The organism is Kitasatospora sp. NPDC058115, from assembly GCF_042884635.1.
Lineage (GTDB): Bacteria > Actinomycetota > Actinomycetes > Streptomycetales > Streptomycetaceae > Kitasatospora.
Window position 1 is genome coordinate 1 of record NZ_JBHVTL010000045.1, and the last position, 22,729, is coordinate 22,729.

21 protein-coding genes are annotated in these 22,729 nt (G+C 75.6%); 9 read left to right on the forward strand and 12 right to left on the reverse strand.

Annotated elements, in window-relative coordinates; all coding sequences use genetic code 11:
* Positions 1-7: 7 nt before the first annotated feature.
* Together ACFVVL_RS33190 and ACFVVL_RS33195 are read left to right on the forward strand one after the other, a co-directional pair.
* Positions 8-145 (forward strand): hypothetical protein, encoded by a 138-nt coding sequence (locus tag ACFVVL_RS33190; RefSeq protein ID WP_387681939.1) that lies wholly within the window; start codon positions 8-10, stop codon positions 143-145.
* Positions 138-1,016 carry a biotin-dependent carboxyltransferase family protein gene (locus ACFVVL_RS33195; RefSeq protein ID WP_387681860.1) on the forward strand — a complete coding sequence of 293 codons (879 nt, stop codon included), beginning with the start codon at positions 138-140 and terminating at the stop codon, positions 1,014-1,016. The genes ACFVVL_RS33190 and ACFVVL_RS33195 overlap by 8 nt, the downstream gene beginning before the upstream one ends.
* 618 nt (positions 1,017-1,634) lie before the next feature.
* Here the strand turns inward: ACFVVL_RS33195 and ACFVVL_RS33200 are convergent.
* Both ACFVVL_RS33200 and ACFVVL_RS33205 read right to left on the reverse strand, forming a co-directional pair.
* The gene (locus ACFVVL_RS33200; protein WP_387681863.1) at positions 1,635-2,567 is read right to left on the reverse strand and encodes an aminoglycoside phosphotransferase family protein; all 933 of its coding nucleotides are present in this window, start codon (positions 2,565-2,567) and stop codon (positions 1,635-1,637) included.
* A 9-nt stretch (positions 2,568-2,576) separates the two neighbouring features.
* Entirely contained in the window at positions 2,577-3,338 is a 762-nt protein-coding gene (locus ACFVVL_RS33205) for an alpha/beta fold hydrolase (RefSeq protein ID WP_387681866.1), read from the reverse strand.
* 130 nt (positions 3,339-3,468) lie between these two features.
* On the opposite strand from ACFVVL_RS33205, the gene ACFVVL_RS33210 reads away from it, so the two are divergent.
* Complete coding sequence (locus tag ACFVVL_RS33210) at positions 3,469-4,002, forward strand: PadR family transcriptional regulator (protein ID WP_380292187.1); 534 nt, start codon at positions 3,469-3,471, stop codon at positions 4,000-4,002.
* A gap of 153 nt (positions 4,003-4,155) precedes the next feature.
* Here the strand turns inward: ACFVVL_RS33210 and ACFVVL_RS33215 are convergent, their stop codons facing one another.
* Positions 4,156-4,758, reverse strand: coding sequence for a DUF4396 domain-containing protein (locus tag ACFVVL_RS33215; RefSeq protein ID WP_387681869.1), 603 nt, complete (start codon positions 4,756-4,758; stop codon positions 4,156-4,158).
* Between the two features lie 136 nt (positions 4,759-4,894).
* Here ACFVVL_RS33215 and ACFVVL_RS33220 point away from each other — a divergent pair, with 136 nt between their 5' ends.
* A complete protein-coding gene (locus ACFVVL_RS33220) occupies positions 4,895-5,638 on the forward strand; it encodes a class I SAM-dependent methyltransferase (RefSeq protein ID WP_387681872.1) in 744 nt (247 codons plus the stop codon).
* Positions 5,639-5,902: 264 nt separating this feature from the next.
* Positions 5,903-6,748 carry an undecaprenyl-diphosphate phosphatase gene (locus ACFVVL_RS33225; RefSeq protein WP_380292215.1) on the forward strand — a complete coding sequence of 282 codons (846 nt, stop codon included), beginning with the start codon at positions 5,903-5,905 and terminating at the stop codon, positions 6,746-6,748.
* 112 nt (positions 6,749-6,860) lie between these two features.
* Here the strand turns inward: ACFVVL_RS33225 and ACFVVL_RS33230 are convergent, their stop codons facing one another.
* On the reverse strand, positions 6,861-8,375 hold the full coding sequence (locus ACFVVL_RS33230) for a HEAT repeat domain-containing protein (RefSeq protein ID WP_387681875.1): 1,515 nt from the start codon (positions 8,373-8,375) through the stop codon (positions 6,861-6,863).
* Positions 8,376-8,654: 279 nt separating this feature from the next.
* Here ACFVVL_RS33230 and ACFVVL_RS33235 point away from each other — a divergent pair, with 279 nt between their 5' ends.
* On the forward strand, positions 8,655-9,008 hold the full coding sequence (locus tag ACFVVL_RS33235; RefSeq protein WP_380292182.1) for a PAS domain-containing protein: 354 nt from the start codon (positions 8,655-8,657) through the stop codon (positions 9,006-9,008).
* 40 nt (positions 9,009-9,048) lie between these two features.
* Here the strand turns inward: ACFVVL_RS33235 and ACFVVL_RS33240 are convergent, their stop codons facing one another.
* Positions 9,049-10,533, reverse strand: coding sequence for a hypothetical protein (locus ACFVVL_RS33240; RefSeq protein WP_380292180.1), 1,485 nt, complete (start codon positions 10,531-10,533; stop codon positions 9,049-9,051).
* A gap of 472 nt (positions 10,534-11,005) precedes the next feature.
* Between ACFVVL_RS33240 and ACFVVL_RS33245 the strand changes: the two genes are divergently transcribed.
* A complete protein-coding gene (locus tag ACFVVL_RS33245; RefSeq protein WP_387681879.1) occupies positions 11,006-12,238 on the forward strand; it encodes a phosphotransferase in 1,233 nt (410 codons plus the stop codon).
* A gap of 24 nt (positions 12,239-12,262) precedes the next feature.
* On the opposite strand, the gene ACFVVL_RS33250 is transcribed toward ACFVVL_RS33245, so the two are convergent.
* From ACFVVL_RS33250 to ACFVVL_RS33260, 3 genes are all read right to left on the reverse strand, one after another.
* Positions 12,263-13,510: an acyl-CoA dehydrogenase family protein gene (locus ACFVVL_RS33250; protein ID WP_387681882.1), complete on the reverse strand. Its 1,248-nt coding sequence runs from the start codon at positions 13,508-13,510 to the stop codon at positions 12,263-12,265.
* A 412-nt stretch (positions 13,511-13,922) separates the two neighbouring features.
* Complete coding sequence (locus ACFVVL_RS33255; RefSeq protein ID WP_350554877.1) at positions 13,923-14,417, reverse strand: hypothetical protein; 495 nt, start codon at positions 14,415-14,417, stop codon at positions 13,923-13,925.
* A 701-nt stretch (positions 14,418-15,118) separates the two neighbouring features.
* Positions 15,119-15,361, reverse strand: a complete 243-nt coding sequence (locus ACFVVL_RS33260) for a DUF397 domain-containing protein (RefSeq protein WP_380292213.1) — start codon at positions 15,359-15,361, stop codon at positions 15,119-15,121.
* Between the two features lie 276 nt (positions 15,362-15,637).
* Between ACFVVL_RS33260 and ACFVVL_RS33265 the strand changes: the two genes are divergently transcribed.
* A complete protein-coding gene (locus ACFVVL_RS33265) occupies positions 15,638-16,177 on the forward strand; it encodes a PTS-dependent dihydroxyacetone kinase phosphotransferase subunit DhaM (protein WP_380292174.1) in 540 nt (179 codons plus the stop codon).
* Between the two features lie 413 nt (positions 16,178-16,590).
* Here the strand turns inward: ACFVVL_RS33265 and ACFVVL_RS33270 are convergent, their stop codons facing one another.
* The 3 genes from ACFVVL_RS33270 to ACFVVL_RS33280 all read right to left on the reverse strand — a co-directional run bounded on the left by ACFVVL_RS33270 (position 16,591) and on the right by ACFVVL_RS33280 (position 19,128).
* The gene (locus ACFVVL_RS33270) at positions 16,591-17,079 is read right to left on the reverse strand and encodes an NUDIX domain-containing protein (RefSeq protein WP_387681886.1); all 489 of its coding nucleotides are present in this window, start codon (positions 17,077-17,079) and stop codon (positions 16,591-16,593) included.
* Between the two features lie 161 nt (positions 17,080-17,240).
* Positions 17,241-18,425 (reverse strand): serine hydrolase domain-containing protein, encoded by a 1,185-nt coding sequence (locus ACFVVL_RS33275; protein ID WP_387681889.1) that lies wholly within the window; start codon positions 18,423-18,425, stop codon positions 17,241-17,243.
* A 433-nt stretch (positions 18,426-18,858) separates the two neighbouring features.
* A complete protein-coding gene (locus ACFVVL_RS33280) occupies positions 18,859-19,128 on the reverse strand; it encodes a hypothetical protein (protein WP_380292169.1) in 270 nt (89 codons plus the stop codon).
* Between the two features lie 375 nt (positions 19,129-19,503).
* On the opposite strand from ACFVVL_RS33280, the gene ACFVVL_RS33285 reads away from it, so the two are divergent.
* Positions 19,504-20,757 (forward strand): polysaccharide deacetylase family protein, encoded by a 1,254-nt coding sequence (locus ACFVVL_RS33285; RefSeq protein ID WP_380292167.1) that lies wholly within the window; start codon positions 19,504-19,506, stop codon positions 20,755-20,757.
* Positions 20,758-21,947: 1,190 nt separating this feature from the next.
* Here ACFVVL_RS33285 and ACFVVL_RS33290 read toward each other — a convergent pair.
* The gene (locus ACFVVL_RS33290; RefSeq protein ID WP_387681893.1) at positions 21,948-22,718 is read right to left on the reverse strand and encodes a glutamate racemase; all 771 of its coding nucleotides are present in this window, start codon (positions 22,716-22,718) and stop codon (positions 21,948-21,950) included.
* Between the last annotated feature and the right edge of the window lie 11 nt (positions 22,719-22,729).

Genomic DNA, 22,729 nt, shown 5'->3' on the forward strand with positions numbered 1-22,729 from the left:
TCTCGGAGTGCCACGCGCAGGCGCACTGGACCAACCCGCCCTGCAAGCCGGCAACCGACTCGTGGGCAACGAACCCGACACCACCACCAACGCCGCCCACCCAGCCCACCCCGCCCACCGACGGCCGGAGGCACCACATGCCTGACGCGATGACCGTGATCCGGTCCGGACCGTTGAGCACGGTGCAGGACCTGGGACGACGCGGAGTCGCACATCTCGGAGTGCCACGCGCAGGCGCACTGGACCAACCCGCCCTGCGAGCCGGCAACCGGCTCGTGGGCAACGAACCCGACGCCGCCGCCGTCGAAACCACGCTGGGCGGGATCGCCGTGCGCGCGCTGCGGCCGCTGCTGGTCGCGGTGACCGGGGCGCCGTCGCCGGTGCGGGTGGACGGCCGGCCCGCCGCCTGGGGCGCGCCGGTGCTGGTGCCCGCCGGGGCGGTGCTGGACGTCGGTCCCGCGGCCGCCGGGGTGCGCGCCTATCTGGCGGTGGCCGGCGGGATCGCCGTGCCGCCCGTGCTCGGCAGCCGCTCGGCCGACCTGCTCTCCGGGCTCGGTCCGGCCCCGCTGGCCGACGGCGACCGTCTGCCGGTCGGCCCGCGCCCGCCGCTCGGGCCCGCGCCCGAACTGGTCCCGCTGCCCGCTCCCCCGGCCGAGCTGGTGCTGCGGCTGCGGCTCGGCCCGCGCGCCGACTGGTTCGCCCCGGACACGGCGGACCGGCTCGCGCGCACGCGCCTGCGGGTCGCCGCCGCGAGCAACCGGATCGCGCTGCGCACCGAAGGCCCCGCGCTCGACCGCGCCCGGGAGGGCGAACTGCCCAGCGAGGGCATGGTGCTGGGGGCCGTGCAGGTACCGCCGGACGGCCTGCCGGTGGTCTTCCTGGCCGACCATCCGACCACCGGCGGCTACCCGGTGGTCGGGGTCGTGCCGCCCGCCGACCTGCCCGCCGCCGCACAGGCCCGCCCGGGCACGCCGCTGCGCTTCGTCGTCCTCCCGGGCCGCCCCGCCGCCCGCTGACGGCCGGGCCGGCCACGGCGGTGACGGCCGTCCGGGAGCGCGGCACCGTGCCGGGCGTGCCGGTCCGGTCCCGACCCGGCATGCCCGACCGGTGACCCGCAGATGATCGTGAACGCGGAACGAAGTGGTCGGCCCGGCCGCCCGCTCCACCGCACCCCTGGCGACGGCATGCGGACCGGAGGGCGGATTCGGGCCGGCCGGAGGCTCCGGGCGTTCCTGCCCCAGGTCGACGTGAGGTACGACGACCCGGACGCGGTCGGGCTGCGCCGGGCCGGGCTGCGTCCCGGGCCGCGGTGGAGTGGGCGGCCGGCCGACGACGATCAACGGGCCCGCCGGGGACGGCGGACTCGTCACCGCGGCCGTCTGCGGCGAGGTCGTCGTCGTGGGATCGACGGGTGACCGGATCACGGCGGTGCTCGCGGTCCCGAACCCGCACCGGGCGGGCACCCCTCCGGCGCCGCGTCGGATTCATGCTCCGGGACGGCGCACTCCCGGGCGTCGGAGCCGGCACCGTGAGGACCTGGCCCGCACGGGACCGGCGCCGCCCCGCAACCGGGTGCCCACCGCATCGTCCGGCGGGCCACCGGAACGGGTCACCGGCACGGGCCCCGGGGCGGCCTACCGCCCCGACAGGGCCGAGGCGACGGCCCGTTGGTGGCCGTCGATGACCGACGCGCCGTCCTCGACGTCCCAGAGGACGTTCTGCAGGACCCGGGCGAGGGTCCAGCGGACGGCGCGGGCGCGGTCCAGGGCGAGGCGGTCGGTCATCAGGTCGAAGCGGCGGCGCAGGGCGTGCGGGAGGTCGCCGGTGGCGGTGAGGTCGGACCGGCGGTTCTGCAGGGCCGGCAGGAGCTCGAACCCCGGGTCGCCGGCGAGGGGTTTGGGGTCGATGGCCAGCCAGGGGGCGCGGGCGCCGGGGGCGGGCGGGGCGAGCACGTTGCCGTAGTGCAGGTCCCAGTGGAGCAGACGGTCGCCGGGTTCGGGCCGGACCTCGCGCAGGGCGGCCGCGAGGTCGGCGAGCAGCCGGCGGTCCCCCTCATCGGCCAGCCGCTCGCGCGCCCGCGGGACCTCCGCCAGCATGGCGTCCGCGACGGCCGCCAGGGTCCGCACACCCTCCGGGGCCTGATGCTGCGTCAATTCCGCCAGCAGTTCGGCGAGGACACCGGTGGCGGCGAGGTGGTCGGGGACGGCGAACAGGGAGCGCGCGGGATCGAGGCGCTCCAGCAGCAGGGAGCCGGTGGCCGGGTCGTGGTCGAGCAGCCGGACGGCGCCCCGGCCGCCCCAGGCGCGCAGGGCGAGCGGTTCGCCGGCCGTCTCCTCGTCCACGGGCTGGAGCTTGAGCACGGCGCCGGTACCGTCGGCCCGCCGGACGGGCAGCACCAGGCCGACCACGCCGTGCGCGGGCGCGCCGTCGATCCGCAGCTCCCACCGATCGGCCAACTCCGAAGCCAGCGCGGGCAGTCGGCGGACCCAGGCCCGCCCCTGCGCCCCGAAGAGGTCGACGAGGGAGGCGGCCAGCGCTTCGGGGACCCGGATCGGCACGACGGACACGGGACGACCCTACGCCAGCGCGGCGGCGACGGCCCGCGCGAAGCCCTCCGGGTTGTCGATCATGATGTTGTGCCCGCAGTCCGGCACCGCCTCCAGCACCACGCCCGCCGCGCGGAGCCGGTCCGCGCCGGGCAGTTCGCCGTCGGCCCCGGGGTGGAGGAAGGTGCGCGGCAGGTCCAGGCCGTGGAGCTGCTCGCGCAGGGGCGGCACGGTCGCCCGGCAGCGGTGGACGGCGCTGCGGTGGAGCGCCTCGGGACCGGCGAGCCGCATGGTGGCCCACCAGAACGGGCCCGCCCACTGCTCGACCTGCTCCCGGCCGCCGGCCAGGAACTCCTCCTCGGTGAAGGTGGCGATGCCGCTGCTGCCCGGGCCCCGGCTCGGGGTCACCGGGTCGATGACGGCGTCGACCAGCACCAGCCGGGTGACCAGCCCGGGGTGCCGGTGGGCCAGCGCGATCGCGACCGCGCCGCCCAGGCTGTGGCCGATCACCTCCACCCGCTCCGCCCCCGCCGCGCGGACGGCCGCGGCGACGGCGTCGGCGTGCGCCTCCAGGGTGTAGGGGAAGTCGGCGGGCCGGTCGCTGATGCCGAAGCCGAGCAGGTCGAGCAGCAGCGAGCGGTGACCGGTGAGCAGCGGGTGGGCGGCGGCCGCGGCGTAGTAGACCGGCGAGCTGGCGCCGAGGCCGTGCAGGTAGAGGCGGACGGGCTCGCGGCCGGGGATCTCCACCCAGCGGATCCGGTCGCCGTTCGGGGTGACGGTGGCGTCGCGCACGGTCGTGCTCCTCTTCTGGTCGTCGGGGTGGCGCCGGGGGCTGCCCCCGGGGCGCCGCGAAAGACCATACCTCGATTCCGAGGTATCTCAACAGCGAGATATCGGCCCCCGGATCTGAGAGAGTGGCCCCATGCTGAAGCTCGCGATCCTCGGGTTCCTCCACGACCGGCCCCTGCACGGCTACGAGCTGCGGCGCCACCTCGCCGCGCTCACCGGCCACGTGCGGCCGATCAGCGACGGCACGCTCTACCCGGCGATCAAGCGGCTGGAGGCCGACGGCCTGCTGGTGCGCGCCACCGAGCCCGGCGCGGCGGCCGCGCCCCGGCACACCCTGCGGCTCACCGACGCCGGGCGGGCCGCCCTGCTCGACCGGCTGCGCACCCCGGACGACCTGGACGTCAGCGACGAGAACCGCTGGTTCACCGTGCTCGCCTTCCTGCGTCACCTCGACGGCGAACCGGCCGCGCAGGCCGCCGTGCTCCGGCGCCGCCTCGCCTTCCTGGACGAGCCGGCCAGCTTCTTCTACGACGGCGACCGGCCGGTGGACGCCGAGGAGGTGGCCGATCCGTTCCGCCGCGGCATGCTGCTGATCGCCCGTGCGACCACCACCGCCGAGCGGGACTGGCTGCGCGCCACCCTCACGGAGCTCGACCGCACGGCCTGAGCGCGCGCGGCCTGAGCGCGCACCGCCCGGGCACCCCCGGCCGGGCACACGCCCACCGGGCGCACGCCGGAAACGCCGCGGCCCGCGCCGGCCCCCTGCGGAGGGAGCGGGCGCGGGCCGCGGCGTCCGGTGCGGGCAGCGCGGGCCGACCGGTCAGTGCTGGTGGTAGGCGTGGACCACGGCGTGGCCGCGGCCCTTGCCGATCATCCACTTGTTGACCGGCACGGTCAGGACGAAGGCCAGGGCGAGCGAACCGGCCAGCGCCAGCCAGAACAGGATGTCGGCGAGGCCCGCGTCCATCGCGCCGGGCACGGTCATCATCACGGTGTTGTCGATGATCTCCATGACGATGATCGAGACGGTGTCGGCGGCCAGCGCGACCTTGACGGCGGTGCGGACGTCGAGGCCGGCCTTGAGCACGCCGCGCATGGTCAGCGCGTAGCCGAAGACGAAGGCCAGCAGGACCGAGAGCACCACGGTGGTGCCGTTGCCCAGCCCGAAGGCGGTGCCGAGCACCATGCCGAGGATCTCGCCGATGGCGCAGCCGGTGAGGCAGTGCAGGGTCGCCTGCGCCGCGGCCGCCCAGGTCACCGCCCCGCCGCCGTGCCCGTGGTGCGCGTGCTGCTCGTGGTGCTCCGCGTGACCGGCGTGCTCCGCGTGACCGGCGTGGTCCCGGTGCTCGCCGTGGTGCTCGTGGTGGCCCTGGTGCTCGTGGCCGGCGTGCTGCTGGTGGTCGTGCTGGGCGGGGTGTGCCATGTCGTCCTCCACGTGCTCGTTGCCTCGGTCGTGCTGCCCGGTTCGTCGATGACTCTATACCCCCCTGGGGTATCTGCCAAGCATGGATCCCCACGCCCTCTTCCCACCTCGCGCCCACCGTGTTCGGATGGTTCGCATGGCTGACGAAGGACACGACGAGGGACACGGCGAAGGACACCGCGAAGGACACGAGGAGTTCCGCGAGGGGTACCGGGGCACCGGCCCCGGCGCGATCACCCCGGACGGCTGCGCGGTCGACATGTACGCGCGACTGCCGGTCAACGACGAGCCCGAGGTGATCGCCGGCGCCGTGCCGCCCGGTGCGAGCCTGCTCGAACTCGGCTGCGGCGTGGGCCGGATGACCCGCCCGCTCGTGGACCTGGGCTTCCGGGTGACGGCGGTGGACGAGTCCGCCGAGATGCTGGCGCGGGTGCGCGGGGCGCGCACCGTGCGCAGCCCGATCGAGCACCTCGACCTCGGCGAGCGCTTCGACGTCGTCCTGCTCGCCTCCTTCCTGGTGCACGCCGGCAGCCTGGACGTCCGCCGGGGCCTGCTGGACGCCTGCCGCCGGCACGTCGCCGAGGACGGCTGCGTGCTGATCCAGCGCGAGGGCGAGGACTGGCAGACCAACGTGCCGCGCGAACGTCCGCTGGGCGAGGGCGGGCTGGTGCGGGTGGCGTCGGCCACGCCGGTGTCCGCGGGCGTCAACCGGGTGCACGTCGAGTACGAGTTCCCGGACGCGCGGTGGACCCAGACCTTCCTGTCCCGCCCGATGGACCGGGCGGAGTTCGAACAGGCGCTGGCCGAGGCCGGGCTGGCGGTCGACGCCTACCTGACCGAGGACCGGATCTGGGTGCGGGCCCGGCCGGTGGCCGGCTGACCGGTACGGGACCGCCGCGGCCGGCGGTCGCGGGAACGGCCCCCGAGGGTGGGGGCGCGCGACAGGCCGTCACCTGAACGGCGTAGCATCAGGCGGACGCCGGGCCCGCGCGCGGCCCGAGCGCCGGGCGGGACCGGTGGTTCGCCTGCCATCGAGCCGCGCCACTGGACCGCGCCGGCCGGTTCGCAGGGCCGTTCCCGCACCGACCAACAAGGAACGCTTCATGCGCATCGAGCGACGGATACCCCGGGCGGGTGTCCGGTGATCGAATGGTTCCACGGGGCCGTCCTCGGCCTGATCCAGGGACTCACCGAGTTCCTGCCGATCTCCTCCAGCGCCCACCTCCGGGTCTTCCCCGCCCTGATGGGCTGGAAGGACCCGGGCGCGGCGTTCACCGCGGTGACCCAGCTCGGCACCGAGACCGCGGTGCTGATCTACTTCCGTCGCGACATCGCCTCGATCGTGAAGACCTGGACGCTCTCGCTGTTCCGGCCCGCGCTCCGCTCGCACCAGGACGCCCGGATGGGCTGGTTCGTGATCATGGGGACCCTGCCGATCGGCATCCTGGGCAAGCTGTTCCAGGACACCATCGAGCAGGACCTGCGCGACCTGCGGATCATCGGCACCACGCTGATCCTGTTCGGCGTGATCCTGGCGGTCGCCGACCGGACCCGGGCCGTGCGCTACGCCAAGCCGATCACCGAGCTGACCCTGCCGCACGCGGCCGGCTACGGCATGGCCCAGGCGCTCGCGCTCATCCCGGGCGTGTCGCGCTCCGGCGGCACGATCAGCGCAGGCCTGCTGCTCGGCTACAGCCGCGAGGCGGCGGCCCGGTACTCGTTCCTGCTGGCGATCCCGGCGGTGCTGGCCTCCGGCGTGCTGGAGCTGTTCAAGATCGGCGAGGGGCCCGCGCCGGCCTGGGGGCCGACCCTCCTGGCCACCGCGATCGCCTTCGTGGTCGGGTACGCGGCGATCTCCTGGTTCCTCAAGTACATCTCGAACAACAGCTTCATGCCGTTCGTGATCTACCGCATCGCGCTCGGCATCCTGATCATCGTCCTGGTCTCGGTCGGCACCCTGGCGCCGGACGCCGGCGTGGTCGCCAAGTAGCGGCGAACGAGAACGGCGTTCCACAGCGAAGCGGGCCGGTCCACCCCCGGGGGTGGACCGGCCCGCTTCGTCGTCCTCGAAGGCGGCCGCGAACCTCGGCGGCCGCGAACCCTCAGCGGCGGCGCTCCCGGGCGGCGGTCAGCCGGCCCCGGACGGCGGCGTGGACCTCGGCCTCCTCGGCCGGATCGGCGGCGAGGCGGCGCAGGCGCTCCAGCACACGGGCGTCACCGGTGGTGGCGACGTGCCTCGCGGCGAGCTCCCTGGTCGATTCCTCGCAGTCCCAGAGGCACTCGACGGCGGGCCCCTCGGGGAAGTGCACGTCGGTCGCGGCGAGCGCCCGGGCGGCGCGGCCGCGCAGTTCCGAGGAGACGGCCTCCCCGTAGATGTGGCGCAGGACCGGGACGGCACCGGCGGCGGCCAGCCGCCCCGCGCCGTCGACCAGCGTCCCGAGCCCGGCGTCGGCCCCGGACACCCCGTGCAGCGAGACCCAGCGGCGCAGCCCGGCCACCACCAGCGGGCCGTCGGCCGGCTCCCCGGCGTCGGCCAGCAGCCGGACGGCGGCCTCGCCGAGGGCGCTGTCGGCGCCGCCGGTGGCCGGATCGGCCCAGCGGCGGGCCTGGGCCAGCGCCTCCGGGCCGCGCATCCGGCCGAGCAGTTCCAGGGCGAACCGGACCATCCGGTCGTCCACGTCGGCGGCGGCCAGCTCGATCAGGCCGGCCGCGGCCGGGTCGCGCTGGTCGACGAGGTAGCGCAGGGCGGCCCGGCGGGCGCCCGGCAGGCCGGTGCGGGCGGCCTCCAGGACGGCGCAGCGGTCCTCGGCGCGCACCACGGCGGCCAGGCAGCGGGCGGCCGCGGCGGCGCGGCGGTCCACCCCGTCGGGGCGGGCCGGTGAGCCGTTGTCGCAGGAGGCCTCCGGGCGGACCGGGCCGCCGGCGAAGGCCCCGGCGCCGAGGCCGCCGAGGTCGCCCTGATCGGCCCAGGCCAGGACGTCGGCGGTGGACCAGCCGGGGGTGACGCCGCTGCGGTTCAGCTGGCGCTGCCACAGGTCGAAGGGGGACTGCTCGCTCGCCGCCGCGACTCTCGGGTGGTAGGCGGCCCAGAGCCGCCAGGGCCGGGGCTCGTAGGCGCCGCGGATGGTCTCGCGCAGCTCGGCGTCGCCCTCGGGGCCCGGCGGGAAGCGGTCCAGCACGGCGGTGCCGAGCAGCAGCAGGCCGCGGTCGTCGTCGCGCAGCGCGAGCTCGTCCAGCGCCCAGGCCCAGTTGGTGCCGGTGGCGGCGTACTCGCGGAGCATGAGGAGGGCGTCCCGGCGGCCGTACGCGGCGAGGTGGCCGAGGACGGAGAGCGCGAGGCCGGTGCGGGCCTCGTCCTCGTCGAGGAGGTCCTCCGGGGAGTGGAGGTGGTCCTCGATGCCGTCCAGCGACGCCTCCAGCTCCATGTAGAGGCGCGCGTAGTAGAGGGAGCGGTTCTCGACCTGCCAGTCGGCTCGCGGATCCCTGGTGACGCACTCCTCCAACGCGGTGATGGCCTCGGTGCGGTCGGCGGCCAGCGCATGGAGCTGCCCGTCACCGCGACCTCGCTGCAGGAGGCCGAGGAGGCTGGCACTGGGTGCTATCACTGGCTCGAACATGAGGTCAGCATCCGTTGCGGCGGTCGTAGTGGCAACGGGATTTCCGTCGCCGGGGTCTCTGGTCGGTACTGCGCGGGCGCCCGGGCGCCGGAATCACCGAAGGTTACCGCCTCGGACAGCCCGTCGCACACAGGGCGACGGACGCTTTGTGCGCACTGGCATATGCCGGGGGCCCTTTGTCGGCGTTCTGTCCAAATCGCGGACGGCTGTCGGACCGCTGTGCGACAGTCGTTCCCACACCCGCCGACCGACCGCCGCGAACGGACGAGTGGACCTGCCATGCCCATGACACCGACGCCCGGCCGCGACACGGTCGCCGCGGCCGAATGGGATCTGCGCACCGACGACGTGCGCTGGTCCGCCGAGGCCTACCCGCTGCTCGGCTGCGACCCCGGCCACGGCCCGCTCAGCCTCGACCGGCTGCCCGACCGGCTGGCCGAGGCGGACCGGCCGCAGCTGCGCCGGATGATGACCGACGCGCTGGTGCACGGCCGGTACGCCGTCGGCACCCTCCGTGTCCGCCACCCTGGCGGCGGACACGGCACGGTGGAATGCGCCGGCGAACCCGTCCTGGGCACCGACGGCACCGTCACCGCCCTGCGCATGCTGCTGCGCCCGGCGGACCCCGACTAGCGGACGGCTGCCGGACGCCCCGGACGCCGACTCCGACGCCTCAGACGGGCTGCGGCCGGTACTTCGCCCCCACTGTCCTCAGCTCCCGGCCCAGCTCGTCCCGCAACTCGTCCACCACCGGAACCCCCCGGTAGCGCGCGGTCAGCCGGTACATCTCCCGCAGCCGGTCCCACGTCCGGTGCGAGGAGTTCTGGCCGATCAGGTTCAGCACCAGCTTGACCTGGGTGTCCGCCGCGTCCGGCTCCCCGGTGAGCCAGTGCACCGAGGCCAGCGTGATCCGGTCGAACAGCGCCGAGCGCAGCTGACCGGTCCCCTCCCGCAGCTCGATCACCCGCTCGGCGTGCCGGCGGGCCTGCCCGGCGGCCGACAGGTCGTGCTCGGCGAGCGTGCGCAGCACCAGCGCCTGCATCCCGCGCAGCTCCGCCTCGTCGAACACCTGCATCCAGGACGGCGGCGGCCCGTCCGGGTCCTCCGCGAAGAGGTCCTCCGCCTCCCCCAGCAGCCGCCAGGTCGTCTGCGACTGCCCGATCGACGCGAACGCCCACGCCTCGACGGTGTTCAGCATCGCCTGCGTCCTCGGCAGCATCCGGCCGCCGCTCGCCCGCGCGGCGGCCATCAGGTCGATCGCGTCGTCGGCCCGCCCGAGGTGCACCATCTGGCGCGCCGCCCGGGAGATCGCCTCCCCGGCACGCGGCCGGTCCCCGGCCTCCTTCGCCGACTCGGCCGCCAGCATGAAGTACTTCTGCGCGGTCGGCTCCAGCCCCACGTCGTGCGACATCCAGCCCGCCAGCACCGCGAGGTTGGCCGCGACCAGCCACAACCGCTGCTCCACGGAGCCACCGTGGCGGTGCGTCAGCAGCCCGCCCACCTCGTTGAGTTGACCGACCACCGCCTTCCGCTGCAGGCCGCCGCCGCGGGCCGCGTCCCAGGCCCGGAACACCTGCACCGAGTGCTCCAGCGCCTCCACCTCGTCGGGCCCCACCGGGCCCGCGTCGTACTGGTCCACCACCGGCCGGACACCGCCCTGGGTGACCACCCGGCGCGGGCCGGGCGCCGAGGCCGCGTACGCGACCGCGTCCCCGCCCAGCCAGCCCTTCAGCGAGTCGGCGATGACCGCCCCGGCGGTGAGCGCGGCACCCGCGCCCATCAATCCACGTCGGTTCAGCATGAGGTCCATTCCCGTGAACTCGGTGAGGACCGCGGCCGTCCGATCCGGCTCCCACGGCGACGAGGTGGCGGACTGCGCCGCTCCGGTCCTGGTGGGCCGGTGTCGTTCCAGACCGAGGTCCTCAGTGGTGACGACACGGCCGAGCCGCTCCGTGAACACGGCTGCCAGTACCCTCGGCACCGGATCGCGCGGGATCTCCCCCTGCTCGATCCACCGCCGCACCCGCGAGGTGTCGGTGGACAGCTGCTGCTGTCCCATCGCGGCACCACGCCTGTTGACCAGCCGCGCGAGCTCGCCCTTCGACCATCCGGTCAGGACGAACAGATCGGCGAGTCGGGTGTTGGGTCCCCTGCTCACGTGAAGCCCCCAGGTTCCTCGGCTGATCCGAGGCTAGAGCTTCCGTCATGTGCCGGGCGAGCATTCGCCAGGCTTCGCCAGGGTCCGCCACATTACCAACCACCGTCCTGCGGGTGTCATGTAGAGGTGCGCCACCTCGCCCCCGGGTCGGGCGGCGTCCCAGGCCGGTTCGGGGGTTCCCCCGTGCGGGTCGCGGGGCGCTCCCGGTCCTCACCCGAGGGGGTGGCGCGGCCGGGTGGCGCGGGGGCGCCGGGCACGGCCACGGCAGAACCGGCCATCCGCATTCCCCAGGGTGCGGAAGGCCGGTCCACCGCCGCAGCACGGGGTTCCGGCCCCGGCGTCCGTGCCCGGCGCCCGCGCACCACCCACCGGACCGCACCAGGGCCGGCCGCCGGACCAGGAACCCGGCGGCACCGGCCCTCCCGCCCCCGCGGGCCTCCGAGACGGACCAGGAAGGGACTTCCCTCACCCCATGTACTCCTCAGCGACCTCCCCGACGCCGACCGCGCCCCGGACCGCGCTGCGCCCGCCCACCGCAGCCGCCGGCCGTCCCGGCCCGAAGCAGGTCCCGCCGCCGTCCCGGCCGGCCGCCCCCCGCGGTGCCGTCGACGGCCGGCCCGTGGACCCGCGGGGCCCGGCCGCGCGGACCGCGCTGGGGCTCCGCTCGCCCGAGACCGCCGCCCCGGCCGGCCCGTGGACCCCCGGAACCCGGATCCCCGCCGCCCGTCCCGGCGACGGCCGGCTGCTGCGTCCGCCGACGCGGCCGGGCCAGCCCGCGGCGCAGGAGCGGATCGACCCCTCGGCGCTGCAGACGCCGTCCGTGCGGGCCGCGCTCGCCGGCGTCTCGCGGATATGTCCCGCGTTCACCCCGCGCCAGGTACTGCGCGAGGGGAGCCGCCACATCCTGGTGGCGGGCACCATCGGCCGGGCCCCGGTGGTCGCCAAGTGCCTGGCCCCGCAAGCGGTGCGCAGCGAGTACTTCGACCAGCTGGTGGCCGACTTCCACCACGAGGTCGCGGTCTACCGGGCCTTCGTCCGGCACCGCCCGCCGGTACGGCTGCCCCGGCTGGTGGCGGCCGACCACGACCGCTGCGTGCTGGTCATGGAGCGCGTCCCCGGCCGGCCGGCCGCCCGGGAGCGCCACCCGGCCAACGCGCCCACCCCGGGCGAGGTGCGGGCGCTGCTGACCGCGGTGCGCACGCTCAACCTGTGGCGGCCGCCGACCGACGTGTTCCAGCCCCGGCTGGACTACCCGTTGGAGATCGCCCGCTACCACTCGGTGGGCCAGCTCACCGACCGGGACGCCGGGGACCTGCGCGGTCTGCTGCACGGCCTCGGGCACGCCCCGCTCCAGCTCTGCCACGGCGACGCGCTGCTCAGCAACATGCTGCTGGCGCCGTCCGGTCCGGTGCTGGTCGACTGGGAGCAGGCCGGCTGGTACCTGCCCGGCTACGACCTGGCGGTGCTCTGGAGCGTGCTGTCCGGGGACACCGCGGCCCGTCGGCAGATCAGCCAACTCGCCCAGAGCGGCGGCACCCTGGCCCGGGACGCGTTCCTGGTGAACCTGGTGCTGGTGCTGATGCGGGAGATCCGCCTGTACGACGTGCCGGGCGCCGGCGAGGAGCAGCGGATCATGATCCGCCGGCTCTACGACGACGCCGCGCTGGCCCGCCGCGCGGTCCGGGCCGCCGTCGGGACGCGATGAGGCCGCCCGGCCGCCGGCACCCGGTCAGGGCCGGGTGCCCCGCTCCAGGGCGGCCCGGCCCGCGGCCTCCAGGACGGCCTCGTCAGAAGCCAGGTGGACCCGGCTGCTGAGCACGTCCCGCAGGTAGCGCTCCAGCGGGTGACGGCGGCTCAGTCCCGGGTTGCCGGTGAGCGAAACGGCCTGCTGGACGGCGGCGATCGCGGCCCGGGTGGCCAGCAGGTGGGCCGGTCCGGTGCGGGCGACCGCGTCCGGCTCGGCCCGGTCCACCCGGGGGGCCAGGCCGTGGACGAGCTCCTCGGCACCGATCAGCTGGGCCTCGATCTCGCCCAGCGCGCCGCGGTAGCGGGGCAGGCTGCCGAGCGGCTCGGTGAGATTGGCCGGAGTTCGCTGGTGCAGGAACCGGACCAGCCAATCCTGGGCCGAGCGGGCCACCCCGACGGCCACCGCGGAGAGCGCCAGATCGTGCCAGGCCCGGGCCAGTTCGGCCGCCGGGACGGCCCCGGCGGCCGGCGCGGTGGCGGAACCGGGGCGCGCGGCCGCACCGGACGCGCCCTTTCCGCCGCCGCCCTTCGGCGGGTTCAGGCCGAGCGCGAGTTCGGCGGGCACCCGCACCTCGTCCAGCACCACGTCGTGGCTGGCGCTGGCCCGCAGGCCGAGCTGGTCCCAGGTCGGGTCGACCTCCAGGCCCTCGCTCTCGCCGCGCACCAGGAACGTCCCGCTCCGGGGCTCCGGTTCGTCGGTGCGGGCGGTCACCGCCATCCAGGCGAGCGCCTCGGCGCCGGTGCAGTAGGTCTTGCGGCCGGTGAGCCGCCAGCCGGTGCCGTCCCAGCGGGCCAGCGTGGCCGGCGGCTCGCCGCTGCGGCCGCCGGGTTCCGCGTGCAGGGTGTTGACCAGGGCCGGCCCGCGCCGGGACTCGGTGAGCAGCCGCCGGTAGCCGGCGGTCGGCCAGTTCGCCGTCCGCGCCTGCTCGGCGTGCTGGAGCAGGGTGAACGCGGTGACCACGGCCACCGAGGCGTCCCCGCGCCCGAGTTGGGCCAGTACCTGGACGGTGTCGGCGAGCGTTCCGCCGGGGCCGCCGTACCGCCGGTCGACGGTCAGGGTGAGCAGTCCGGCGTCGTGGACGGCCTCGATGCCCTGGTAGGGGAAGGTCGCGTCGCGGTCGTGCTCCTCGGCCCGGGCGGCCAGCAGGTCGACGACCCGGGGCAGCCCGGCGAGGGCGGCCTCGACGGGGGACGGGGCGGCGGGCGAATGGTCGGCAGTGATGATGCTCATGGGGCAGGTGCCTCCGGGCGGCAGCGTGGGCTCTGGCTCCTCGGCACGCCGGGACGGGCGCGCGGGACGGGCAGGCGACCCCGGAGGTCGGTGGAACACCCGCCCCCGGAACCCGGGCTCGGCGGACACCCGCCCCCGGACCGGCGCCGGCCGCTCGGCCGGCCGCCCGCCGCCTCGGGGACGAATCCCCCTCAGTGACCCGGACACACCGCGCTGGCGGTGCGCCGCAGGTCGAGGTAGCTGCGACGGGTCAGCAGCGGGAGACGGCACGGCATGTCCGCGACTTTACGAAGCCGTGATCGAGGCCGTCAAGCAGTGCCCGAGGCCCGGAACGAGCGGGGTGACGCAAGCGCCGCGAGGACCGGAACGGGAAGCGGAACCCTGCCCTCCGGGGCACGGTCGCGGCGTCCGGTCAGCCCTGCTGGAACATGTCCGCGGGCAGCGGTTTGAGCAACTGGTAGAGGTCGTCCGAAATCGGTCGGTCCCAGGAGGCGATGGTGACCTGCACGCCGTCACTCCGGCCGAACTGGGCACAGAAGACCCGGCCCTCGCTGACCTTGACCTTCTTCACGATCAGCAGGTCGTCCCCGAGCATGACCGGGAAGTCCTCCGCCGAGACGAACTCGACCGGTTCCTCGTCCCCCAGGGCGGCGAGCAGCTGGCGCACCTCGAAGGGCACGCTGTCGCCGGTCTCCCGGGCCGGCGAACCCTCGGGGAGGTTGCCGATGAACATCGCCGGGCCTCTGCCGCCGAACAGGTCGTAGCGCAGGAAAATCCCCTGGCAGGAGCCGTCCGGGCCGGTCATCATGGCCGCACCGAAGTCGCCGGGCCAGTCGCCCGGGTCCATGGCGAGCACGTCGAAGTCCGGGCCGGTGGGCTGACCGGAGCGACGGCGGAGAAAAGACATGGGAACATCGTACGTGCCCGGCAGACCCCGCTCGCGGGGTGGGTGGGGCGCCGGACGGAGATCCACGCTCAGAGACCAATGTTGACTCTGAGCAACCGTCCGGGCTACGTTCGGTTCAGCACGACAGCCGTTCTGGGTTTCACCCTTCGGGGGGACGGCATGTCGCAAACGCGGCCCTACACGCGTTTCCCTCACTGTGCATACCGTCGTGCCGATCCGCCGAGCACCCAGCTTCGACGTCGCACACCGCACAGCACACAAGCCAACAGTTCCATGCACCACAAGCAAGGTCCGCGGGGCCCCGGCCCGTCGCTCCCGCGGATCTGCTCGGGACGCCGCCGCGTGGGGGCGTGCGGGTCCCGGGCACCGGCGCCACCTCCCGAGTCGCTCTCGGGTCCGGCGCCATCCTCCCGGCGACTGCCGGCCCCTCCGTGGGGCCGGGACCGGCCGACGCACCCCCGGTGCGCAGGGGATGACTGGGAGGAGACTCGGCAGCACTGCCGGGTTGCACAGCAGGCGCCGTGTCTGGCCGCGTGGGGGCGGTGGGCACGGCGTCTGCCTGTGCTCATACTCTGAGCTGCGTTTGTCCAGCAGTCAACAGAAATTATGACGGGGCACGTTCAAATGTGATCGGAACGATGACCACCGGAGACCTTCGGGCCCGGCCGGGCGCCCCGTGCGGGACGTCCGGCCGGATCCGGTCAGGTGAGGTCGAACTCGCCGTCCCGCGCGCCGAGCACGAAGGCCCGCCACTCCCCGGGCGTGAACACCAGCACCGGGCCGTCCTCCTGACGACCGTCCCGCATGCCGATGTAGCCGTCGACGAACGCGATCTGCACGTCGCCGACGCCCTGGCTGCTGCACAGCCAGGTCGCCCCGGTGAAGTCCACCTTCGGCTTGCCGTTCGCGCCGAGCTCCGCCGGCCCCGCCTCGACCGGCTCCACCCCGGTCCCGCTGTTGGCTGTCACTGCTGGTCTCTCCTCCCGACGGCCTGAACGGCCCCAGCCTAGTCACCCGCACGGCCCCGGTCAGCGGGATCGGGAGGACTCCCCCGGCCGCGTCCGACGGCCCGTCAGCGGCCCCGGCCCGCCCCCGCCGGGCGCGTGTCCCGCGCGGCGGGCGGCGGGCGAACTGCCAGAGTGTGGGGAGCCCCCACCGGGCCCCACCGAGTCCCTTCCCGCCCCCACCCCGCCCCCACCGAGCGCCCCGAGGAGCAGCCGATGAGCCGCCGGGACGGCACCCGCGCCGATGTCATCCCCATCTCCGAGGCCCCCTCGGCCCACCCCCCGGCGCCCCGCACCCCGCCCGCCCCGGCCCCGCTGCCCCGGCCCACCCCGGGCCGCCCGCCCGGGCACGGCCGGGTCGGCGTCGTCCTCGTCTCGCACAGCCAGGAACTCGCCACCGCCGTCCGCGCCCTGGCCCTCGCGCTGACCGGTGACGACTCCGCCGCACCGGTGGCCGCGACCGGCGGCGACCTGGTGTCCGGCCCCGGCATCAGCGCCGTGCTGGTCGCCGCCGCCACCCGGCGGGTCGACCAGGGCCACGGGGTGGTCGTGCTGGCCGACCTCGGCGGCGCGGTGACCACCGTCCGGGCCCTGCTCGCCGACGCCGACGAGCACGGCCTGCCGTTCCCGGTCCGGTTCGCCAACGCACCGTTCGTCGAGGGCGCGGTGGCTGCGGTCGCCACCGCCACGGCCGGCGGCGACCTCGCGGCGGTGCTGGACGCCGCCGAGGAGGCGTACCGCCAGCCCAAGGGCTGATCCCCCGTCCGGGGGCCGCCTCGACCCGCCGGGACCGCCGGTGACCGCTTCCTGCCGTTCTGCGGGATCGGTTCCACAGCGGGTGACCGCACGGCTACCATCGGCACCGGGCCGGCCGCGGGGCCGGCCGGTCATGAGGGGGGAACCTCGGCCATGCGCGCGGTCGTCACCGGCGGAGCCGGACTCGTCAGGGCCGGACTCGTCGGAGCCGACCCGCCGGCCGGTGACCACGCCGACGCTGGCGGCGCCCCGGAGGTGCCGGAGGGCTCGCCACCCGGCCCTGCCGGGCGTGCCGACGCTGCGGTTCCCACCCGACTGATCACCGGGGAGGCCGGCCTTCGGCACCCGCACCCGCGCGCCGGTCCCGGACGTCCGGCCGGCGCCGCTGCGGGAACCTGCGCCGGGGCCCGCCGTCAGGGGCGCGGCGCGCCGTTCCACTCGAAACCGGCCTCGGCGTGACCGGCCACCGCGCGCTGGATCCAGGCGAGTTCCTTCTCCGCCATCGGCGGCAGCGCGTCCAGCGCGTACCAGCCGACCGCGAGCGTCTCGTCCTCGTCCACCCGCACCTCGCCGCCCACCGGGCGGCAGCGGAAGATCAGCTCCAGGTACTGCGTCATGTCGCCGTTGGGATAGGTGACCTCCGGCGAGACGGTGACCGCCACCAGCCGGTCCGGGACGGCCACGACACCGCTCTCCTCCAGGCACTCGCGGACCGCGCCGTCGGCGGGCTGCTCGCCCGGGTCGAGGATGCCGCCGGGCGGCGTCCAGCTGCCGTCGTCGGCGCGCTGCACGAGCAGCACCCGGCCGTCGTCGTCCAGGACGACCGCCACGACGGCGCTGAGCCAGAGCATGCGGGATCCGACCACGGCGCGGAGGTCGGCGAGGAACTCGGGAATGGCCATGGCCCGCACCCTATCCGGCGGGGGCGTCGCCGACCGGCGCCGTCCGCCGGCAGCACGGCGCCGCGGCGTCATGGCAGGACGGCGCCGCGACGCCCACGACGGCCCGCCCGGACGGGCCGTCACCCGCCGGGCGGTCGAGCCCCGACGGGGCGGTCGAAGTCCTACGGGGCGGTCCGGCCCGCGCAGGCCGCGGCCGTCACCAGGGCGGTGAAGGCGGCCTCGGAGGCGTGCCGCCCGGCGGAGTCGTACGGATTGCGGACGAGCACGACCTGGCGCGTCCCGGTGTCGTCGCTGAGCATGATGCTGCTGTAGCCGATGCTGTCGCCGCGGTGGCCCCAGAAGTTCCCGCAGGGGGTGGGCGTGCGCTCCAGGCCGAGGCCGTAGTCGGCCCCGCGCCCGAGGCCCGTGGTGCGCTTCATCTCGGCGAGTTCGGCGGGCCCCAGGAGCCGTCCGCCGAGCAGGGCCGAAACGAAGGCGGCGAGGTCGGCAGTGGTCGAGATGCCGGCGCCGGACGGGCCCGCGACGCTCGGGTCGAACAGCGTGACGTCCACCGGGCCGCCGGGCAGGGCGACGTAGCCGTGGGTGTGGTGGCCGGGCACCGCGGGGTCGTTCTCCGGCATGGTGGTCTCCCGCAGGCCGAGGGGCCGGATGATCCGTCGTTCGACCTCCTGCTGCCAGGTGCGGCCGGTGGTCCTCTCGATGAGCATGCCGAGCAGGATGTAGTCGGTGTTGGAGTAGTGCCAGTCCTGACCCGGCGGGAAGTACGGCGGGTGGCTCTCGGCGACGGCGACGAGTTCCGCCGGTGACCACGACTTCCAGCGGTCGGTGCTGAGCCAGGTCCGGAACGAGGCCTCGTCGTCGTACGCGAAGGCCGGGTCCGAGGTGTAGTTGTAGACGCCGCCCGTGTGGTTGAGCAACTGGCGGAGACTGATCGCGGCGCCGTTGTGCACGACGCCGGGCAGGTACTTCTCCACCGGCTCGTCCAGGCCGATCCGGTGCTCCGCGACGAGCTGGAGGACGACCGTCGCCACGAAGGTCTTGGTGGCGCTGCCGATCCGGAAGCGGTCGCGGGCCGCGGCGGGCTCACCGGTGGCGAGGTCGCCGGTTCCGGCCGCGCCCCTCCAGAGGGTGCGGCCGTTCTCGCTCACCCGGCCGAGCGCGGCGGTCGCACCGCCCGGCGCCACCACCGCCCGCAGCCCGGCGTCCAGCGCCGCCCGGTCGACCCGTCGTGCCGAGTCCGACACCGCACCCGCGTCGACGGCGCCGGCGGCGCCCCCTGCGTACGCCGCCGGGACCACGCCGGCCACCAGGCCCGCCCCCGCCAGCACAACCGCCGCCCGGCGCACGGCCCTGCTCCTTGACGTCCCCACCGCTCCGACCTCCGCCTCATCCGCCCGGAGTCCTGTTCAACTCCAGCTGTTCGCATGGCTGTTGAAACTGTCGCAGCGCACAGGGGGCGGAGCGTCGGCCTGGGGTCCCACCTCGTGTCGCCATCAAGTCGCACGCCTCGCGCCGGGTCTCTACGACTTGGGGAGGGGGCGACCCCCGACGGCTCCCGGGGTCGACGCCGCCCCGGACGGCCGTCGCGGGAGGGGAAGGGGAATGTGGGGCTGCTGCCCCGGAATTGTGAAAGAAACGAGAAGGAATTGGCGGATGGGCCGATTACCCGCCGACCCGACCGGATGAACGCGATCGGGCGATCGGCGTTCGAGCGACTTCCCGGTTTGCCGGTTTGTCGGTTTGCCGGTTTGCCCCGGGATCCGCCGCGGCGGTCCGCGCTCAGGCCGCCGCGCGGCGGCGGCGGAACAGCGCGAAGCCGATCCGCCCGAGCAGCAGCACGCCGGCCGCCAGGCAGCCCGCCACCGCCATCGCCCAGGCCGGACCGTCACTGTCCGGAACCACGACCGCCACCACGATCCCCAGCGCGAGGCAGGCCAGGCCCACCAGCGCGAGCGGCACCTGGTGTGTGACCAGCGGACCGCCGTGACAGTACCGGGCCAGCCGGGTCGCTCCGTGCGGGTGGAAGTGATCACGTTCCGCATCTGCCATGAGCCCAAGGTACCCCGGAGCCGCCGCCCCGGCAGCATGCGGGACGCGATCGGGCGGACACCCTCGGTGAAGGCCGCCGACGGGCGTCGGCGGATGTTCGGAAAGGTGTCGCCATGCCGTCCCGAAGCCGTTCCGGGCTCGTCCCGGAATTGTTCCCGATCTGCGAAAAAACCTTGCCGGTCCCGTACAACCATCAACGGGGCGTAGCTGTCTCCATTACATTGAGCGATCCAGGAGCCGTCCGCGGTGCGGGTTGGGAGTCCCCGCCGTGGACCGGACATACCCAGGGGGCGGAGCCGCCGTGCCCTGGAGTCGGAGGCCGGGCTCCGTCCTCCGGCGGTACCGCCACGCCGCATCGGCGACCGAGGGGGAACCGTGCCGCAGTCCCATTCCACGACATCGACCTCCAGCCCCACGGCCCGGACCAGGGCCGTGGTGACCGCCCTGTCGGACCTGCGGCCGCCACCCACCACCGCCGCCCCGCCCGTGCCGCCCCGCCCGGCCGGACCGCCCGGGCCGGGCACCGTGACGACCGACGGGCAGCCGGTCGTCACCCCGCCGGCCGTCACCCCGCCGACCGGCCTCCAGCCCGCCGTACTCCCGCCCGGCGTGCACCCGGCCGGCGGCCGCGCGCTACGCTCCGCCGTCCCCCTGACCTGCCCCCGGCCGGTCCGCCGGCCGGCCGAGCCCGAGCGGGCCGACCGCCGCGCCGGCCACCGCGCCGACGCGCGCGGCGAGTGGCTGCGGTTCGCCCCCGTCCAGCCGCTCTTCCGCGCCCGGGCGGCGCAGCGCCTCGCCGTGCTCGCCTACCACGGGGTCACCGACCCGCGCTCCTTCGGCGCCCAGCTGGACCGGCTGCGAAGACTCGCGACCCCCGTCTCGCTGGCCGCCGTGCAGCAGGCCGTCGCCGAACGGCGCCCGCTGCCCGCCCGCAGCGTGCTGGTGACCTTCGACGACGCCGACCGCAGCGTGCTCACCCATGCGCTGCCCGCGCTGATCGAACGCGGCATCCCCGCCGCCGCCTTCGTCATCTCCGAGCTGATCGGCACCGAGAAGCCGTTCTGGTGGCACGAGGCCGACTTCCTCGCCCGGCACGGCGGCCGCGCCCGCTCGCTCGACTGCGGCCATCCCTCCCAGCTGCTCCGCCGGCTCAAGGCGATGCCCGACCCGGACCGCCGGCGCAGCCTCCAGGAACTGCGGGTCAGCGCCGACCGGCGCCCGCCCGGCCAGGAACAGCTCACCCCCGCCGACCTGCTCGCGCTCCGCGAGGGCGGCGTCGCCATCGGCAACCACACCCAGGGGCACCCGTGCCTGGGCCGCTGCGACGACGCCACCGTCCGGGCCGAGATCACCGGCGCCCACGAAGCCCTCACCCGCTGGCTCGGCGAGCCCCCGATCGCGTTCGCCTACCCGGACGGCGGCCACGACGTCCGGGCCGAAACCGTCCTTCAGGAGCTGGGCTACCGGCTCGGCTTCCTCTCCGACCACCGCCTCGGCCCCCGGCTGCCCTCCCACCCCCTCCAGATCAGCCGGCTCCAGGTGGACTCCACGACCAGCAGCCGGTGCTTCGACACCATCCTCTCCGGCCTCGAACCCGCCTACCGCCGCTGGCGCGGCCGCGCCGCCTGACCCTCCCCCGCGCAGGAAGTCGCCCCACCGGCTTCCTGCGCACACCACCCCGCCACACGCTCCGGCCCCCTCACCCGCGAGCCCCGAGCGGCGCCAACCGGCAGGCCCCCCGGGCACCCCGCCGAGCCCGTCGCCCGGGCGGCCTTCGGCCACCACCGAGCCGGAACGGCGGACCGTCGTCCGCAGCCAGCCCCACGCAGCGCCCCGCCCGGGTCCCGGCCCGGCGCCGGGACAGTCGGCGTACCCGCCCCCGACTGTCGGGCCGGGATGACGGAGATCTCCAGCGCGACCGACGCCCGCATGCAGGCCCGGAACCCGGGCGCGCGCCGCCAACGGCCGGCGAGGCAGGGCGGCGGACGACTCCGCCGCCCTCCACACCCGCCCGCACACCCACGACCCGCACAGACCCTGCCCGGCGCCGAGCCGGAACAACGATCAAAAACCACACCCCCGCCACAGCGCCGAACGGCTCCACCACATCCACGCCTCACTGCGCCCACGACCTGCACGGACACCGGCCGGTGCCGAGCAGGACAGCGATCACGCCCGCCGCCACGCCCAGAAGCCCGGACTCGCCACCAACGGCCTGCGGGGCAGAGCGGCGGACGAATCCGCCGCCATTCGCAGGGGGCGCAACGGGCCCGGGTCCGGGGATGGGCAGGCCGGGCGGAGGCCGCCACCGCCGTCTGCGCCAGGACACGGGGCGGTGAGGGCCGCACGACGAAGGTCGGCGCCGCCGCGCCGGGCCGGAGCTGCCCAGGGCAAAAGGCCCGGCCTCTGCGAGCCCAAGCCTCACGGGCAGACCGTCAGCCCCGCTGACCGACCGCGCCCGGACGCCGAAGCGCCATGAACTCGCCGCCGCCACGATCCGCGGCCACCCAGGAAACCAAGCTTCGCGGACAGCCCATCGCACCCCCGACCGCACCCGGCGCCCAAGCGCCCCGAACTGGGCACCGCCTCGATCCGCGGCAGCTCAGGACACCGAGCCTCGCGGACAGGCCATCGTCGCCCCCGACCTCACCCGGGTACCACGAACTGGCCACCGCCACGATCCGCGGCCACGCACGAAACCGAGCCTCGCGGACAGGCCATCGCCGCCCCCGAGCCCCACGAGCGTCTGCGCGAGCTCGGGGTGCCGGGTCCTGCGGCCCAGGCCGTTGCCGAACCGCGCCAGGGGTCAGGGTCAGGGGTCAGGACGCCGGGGCGGTGAGGGACAGGGTCTGGGGGTAGGCGAGGGCGGCGGGAGGGAGGGTGGTGGGGGTGCCGGCGTGGAGGACGGTGAGGGTGGCGGTGCCCTCGCGGGTGGGGTCGAGGACACGGCGCAGGGCCTGGGCGGCGACCGGGTCGGCGGAGCCGTGCAGGGTCAGCGAGGGCAGCGCGGCCGGGGCGACGGCGGCGCGGATGCGCTCGGCGACCAGTTCGTAGTGGGTGCAGCCGAGCACGACCGCCGCCGTGCCGGCCGGGGTGCGGGCGGCCGCGTCGGCGACGGCGGCGTCGATGGCCGCCTCGTCGCCGTGCTCGACGGCGTCGGCGAGCCCGGGGCAGGCGACCTCGGTGACCGCGGCCGTTCCCGCGAAGTCGCGGATCAGCCCGCGCTGGTAGGCGCTGCCGGTGGTGGCGGGGGTGGCCCAGATGGCGACCGGGCCGCCGAGGGCGGCGGCCGGCTTGATCGCCGGGACGGTGCCGATGACCGGCAGCGCGGGCTCCAGTTCGGCCCGCAGCGCGGCGAGCGCGTGCACCGAGGCGGTGTTGCAGGCGACGATCAGCGCGTCCGGCCGGTACTCGGCGGCGGCCCGGGCGCAGCCGAGGGCGAGTTCGGTGATCGCCTCGGGCGTCCGGGGCCCCCAGGGCATCGAGGCAGGGTTGGAGGAGAGCACCAGATCGACGTCCGGACGCAGCGCCCGGAGTGCGGCGGCGGCGGCCAGCAGGCCGATTCCCGAGTCCATCAGTGCGATCTTCACGGGTCAAGACT